Origin of the sequence: Salipiger sp. HF18 (assembly GCF_011806505.1) — a bacterium.
In the GTDB taxonomy this organism is placed as follows: Bacteria; Pseudomonadota; Alphaproteobacteria; order Rhodobacterales; family Rhodobacteraceae; genus Salipiger; species Salipiger thiooxidans.
On record NZ_JAATOS010000343.1, the window covers coordinates 1 to 4,335 of the forward strand.

The window sequence follows — 4,335 nt, forward strand, 5'->3', positions numbered from 1 at the left end:
CTCGACCAAGCTCAAGGTCCCCGGCTGCGACCTGTTCTCGGCGGGCGATTTCGCCGATGCGCCGGGCCGCGAGGACATCGTCTACCGCGACCCCGCCCGCGGCATCTACAAGCGCCTCGTCATCGAGAACGACCGCCTGATCGGCGCGGTGATGTATGGCGACACCGCCGATGGCAACTGGTTCTTCGGCCTCATCAAGGAAGGCACGGACATCTCGGAGATGCGCGAGACGCTGATCTTCGGCCCGTCCTACCAGGGGGGCGCCTCCGCGGACCCTCTGTCAGCCGTTGCAGCATTGCCGCCTGATGCGGAAATCTGTGGCTGCAACGGCGTCTGCAAGGGCGATATCGTCAAGGCGATCGAGGCCGGCGCCTCGGATCTCGGCGCGATCCGCGCCACCACCAAGGCCTCGGCCTCCTGCGGGACCTGCACGGGGCTGGTGGAACTGGTGCTCTCGGTCACGCTGGGCGACGATTTCGTCATCCCCGCCGCCCAGCCGGTCTGCGGCTGCACCGACCTCACCCACGAGGACGTGCGGCGCCTGATCAAGACGTCGGAGCTGAAGTCGCAGGAGGCGGTCTGGCAGGAGCTTGGCTGGAAGACCCGCAACGGCTGCCACGTCTGCCGCCCGGCGGTGAACTACTACCTGCTGGCGGACTGGCCGCTGGACTACAGGGACGACCCGCAAAGCCGCTTCGTCAACGAGCGCAACCATGCCAACATCCAGAAGGACGGCACCTATTCGGTCATGCCCCGCATGTGGGGCGGCATGACCACGCCGGAAGAGCTCATCGCCATAGCCGAGGCCGCGAAGAAATACGACGCGGTGGTCAAGGTCACCGGCGGCCAGCGCATCGACCTGCTCGGCGTGAAGAAGGAAGACCTGCCGGCGATCTGGTACGACCTCAACGAGGCCGGCATGGTCTCGGGGCACGCCTACACCAAGGGCCTCCGGACGGTGAAGACCTGCGTGGGCTCGGACTGGTGCCGCTTCGGCACGCAGGATAGCACCGGGCTCGGCATCAGGCTCGAGAAGAAGCTGTGGGGCAGCTGGACGACGCACAAGGTCAAGCTCGCCGTCTCGGGCTGCCCGCGCAACTGCGCCGAGGCCACCTGCAAGGACGTGGGCATCATCTGCGTCGACAGCGGCTACCAGGTCGGTGTCGCGGGGGCCGCGGGCATGGACGTGAAGGAGACCGAGCGGCTCGTCGATGTCCGGACCGAGGACGAGGCCATCGAGTGGACCACCGCCTTCATCCAGCTCTACCGCGAGACCGCCAGGTATCTCGACCGCCCCTACAAGTGGGTGGCCAAGGTCGGGCTCGACTGGGTGAAGGAGGTGCTTGCCGACGACGCCGAACGCAAGGCGCTGGTCGACCGTTTCGACGTGTCGCAGAGCGTCTACCAAGTGGACCCCTGGGCCGAGCGGGCCGTACCGGACGCGGCGCGCCGCTTCCAGCCCCTCGCCGATCTTACCGTGGAGGCTGCGGAATGAGCTGGATCGACATCGGACATATCGACGACGTGCCCCTGCGCGGAGCCCGTCTGGTCAAGACTCACGTGGGCTGCGTCGCGGTGTTCCGCACCGACGAGGCCGAGGTATTCGCCGCGTCGAACACCTGCCCCCACAAGAAGGGCCCGCTCTCCGAGGGCATCGTGCACGGCCACAAGGTCACCTGCCCGCTGCACAACTGGGTGTTCGACCTCACCACCGGCGAGGCGCAGGGCGCGGACGACGGCCGCATCTCGACCTACCCGGTGCGGCTTGAGGACGGGCGCATCCTGCTGGACGGCGCCGCCGTCTCGAGGCGGAGTGCCGCGTGATGACCGACGCGCGAGCCTGCGAAATCAGGTCCACCTGCCCCTATTGCGGCGTGGGCTGCGGCGTGCGCCTGCGCCCCACCGGGGACGGCGGACTCGAGGTCCGGGGCGATCCGGTCCACCCCGCCAATTTCGGCAAGCTCTGCTCCAAGGGCTCTGCCCTCGCTGAAACCCTCGGGCCGGAGGGCCGCCTGCTCTCCCCCGTCGTGCGTGGCACCGAGACCGGCTGGGACGAGGCCCTCACCCTCGTCGCGGACCGGTTCCGGGAGACCATCGAGCAGCACGGGCCGGAGAGCGTGGCCTTCTACGTCTCCGGCCAACTGCTGACCGAGGATTACTACATCGCCAACAAGCTGATGAAGGGCTACATCGGCGGCGCCAACATCGACACCAACTCGCGGCTCTGCATGGCCTCGTCGGTGGCGGGCCACCGCCGCGCCTTCGGCGCCGACACCGTGCCCGGCACCTACGAGGACCTCGAGGAGGCCGACCTGATCGTGCTGGTGGGCAGCAACCTCGCATGGTGCCATCCGGTGCTCTACCAGCGCATCCTCGCGGCAATGAAGACCCGTGGCACCAGGCTCGTGGTGATCGACCCGCGGCGCACTGCGTCCTGCGACGGGGCGGACATGCACCTCGCGCTTCGGGCCGGGACCGATGCGGCGCTCTTCAACGGGTTGCTCTGCGCCATCCACGACGCCGATGCGGTAGACGAGGGTTTCATCCCCTCCGTGCAGGGCTTCGACGACGCGCTCGCCGCCGCCTCCAGCGACCGGGCCGAGGTGACGGGGCTGTCCGAGAACGATCACGCCGCCTTCTACGACCTCTGGATCCGGACGCCGAAGGTGGTGACGATCTACAGCCAGGGCGTGAACCAGTCCTCGTCGGGAAGCGACAAGGTCAACGCCATCCTCAACTGCCACCTCGCCACCGGCCGCATCGGCACCATTGGCTGCGGGCCGTTCTCGGTCACCGGCCAGCCCAACGCCATGGGCGGGCGCGAGGTGGGCGGGCTTGCCAACATGCTGGCGTGCCATCTCGACATCGAGAACGCCGACCACCGCGCCGCCGTGCACGCGTTCTGGGAGAGCCCGCGCATGGCCGCCGCCCCCGGCATGAAGGCCGTCGAGATGTTCGAGGCGGTGGGCGACGGGCGCATCAAGGCGCTCTGGATCATCCACACCAACCCCGCCGTGACCATGCCAGATGCCGATGCGGTGACGTCGGCCATCGCGGGCTGTGATTTCGTCGTGGTTTCGGATATCACCGGGGCCACCGACACGGCGCGGCTGGCCGATGTGCTGCTGCCCGCCACCGCCTGGGGAGAGAAGGACGGCACGGTGACCAACTCGGACCGCACCATCAGCCGGCAACGCGCCGCCCTGCCCGCACCGGGCGCGGCGCGGCCCGACTGGGCGATCCTCGCCGAGGTCGGTCGCCGCATGGGCTGGCACGACGCCTTCGACTACGCCGCGCCCGCCGAGATCTTTCGCGAATACGCGGCGCTTTCGGGCATCGCTGGCAAGCTCGGGCGCGACTTCGACATCTCGGGCCACGCCGACCTCTCCGACAGCGACTACGAGACACTGGAGCCGTTCCGCTGGCCCTTCGCGGGCGACCGCTCCGGCGGGCGCTTCTTCGGCGACGGCCGGTTCTACCACGCCGACGGCAAGGCCAGGATGCTGCCGATCCGCTACCGCCCGCCCGCCGCGAAGCAGGGTCCGCTCTTCCCGTTCCGGCTCAACACCGGGCGCATCCGCGACCAGTGGCACACGATGACCCGCACCGCGCGCTCGCCCCGGCTGGCGGCGCATCTGGCGGAGCCCTTTCTCGAGATCCACCCGCGCGACGCCGAGCGGCTCGGCATCGCCGCCGCCGACCTCGTACGGGTCGAGAGCACGCAGGGCTCGGCGGTGCTGCGCGCCCGGATCACCGACGCAGTGCAGCCGGGCGACGTCTTCGCGCCGATGCACTGGACCGGCGAGACCGCGCCCAGCGCCCGCATCGACGTGCTGGTGGCGCCGGTGACCGACCCGGTGTCCGGCCAGCCCGAGAGCAAGGCCAGCGTCTGCGCGGTGCGCCGCTTCGAGGCGGCGTGGTACGGCTTTGCCATCGCCGCCGACCGGCTGGAGCCCTCCTGCGACTACTGGGCCCGCGCCCGCACCCGCGCCGGCTGGCGGGCCGAGCTTGCCGGTGCCACCCTGCCGCAGGACTGGGAGGCGGAGGCCCGCGCGCTCTTCGGTCTCGCCCCCGGCGACGCCGAGGCGCAGGTGCTGATCGACGCCCGGCGCGGCCTCGCCCGCATCGCCTTCCACCGCGAGGGACGGCTGATCGCCGCGCTCTTCGCCGGGCCCGAGCCTGTGGCGCTCAAGCGCGACTACCTCGCCACCCTGCCCGGCACCGAGGCCTGGGACGCGCTCACCGGGCAGCCGCCCGCCGACCGCCCCGACCCCGGCCCGCTTGTCTGCTCCTGCTTCAACGTCGGCGTGAACACCATCCTCGCCGCCATCGAGA

General features: G+C 70.1%; 3 protein-coding genes. All 3 read left to right on the forward strand.

The window, feature by feature from the left end; translation table 11 throughout:
- The coding region (locus tag HC022_RS20080; RefSeq protein WP_167453598.1) for a (2Fe-2S)-binding protein at positions 1-1,495 on the forward strand (1,495 nt) is incomplete at its 5' end.
- Positions 1,492-1,824 carry a nitrite reductase small subunit NirD gene (gene nirD / locus HC022_RS20085; RefSeq protein ID WP_008885776.1) on the forward strand — a complete coding sequence of 111 codons (333 nt, stop codon included), beginning with the start codon at positions 1,492-1,494 and terminating at the stop codon, positions 1,822-1,824. The genes HC022_RS20080 and nirD, both read left to right, overlap by 4 nt.
- Positions 1,824-4,335, forward strand: a 2,512-nt coding sequence (locus tag HC022_RS20090; RefSeq protein WP_167453599.1) for a molybdopterin oxidoreductase family protein, incomplete at its 3' end; no start/stop codon positions are given. The genes nirD and HC022_RS20090, both read left to right, overlap by 1 nt.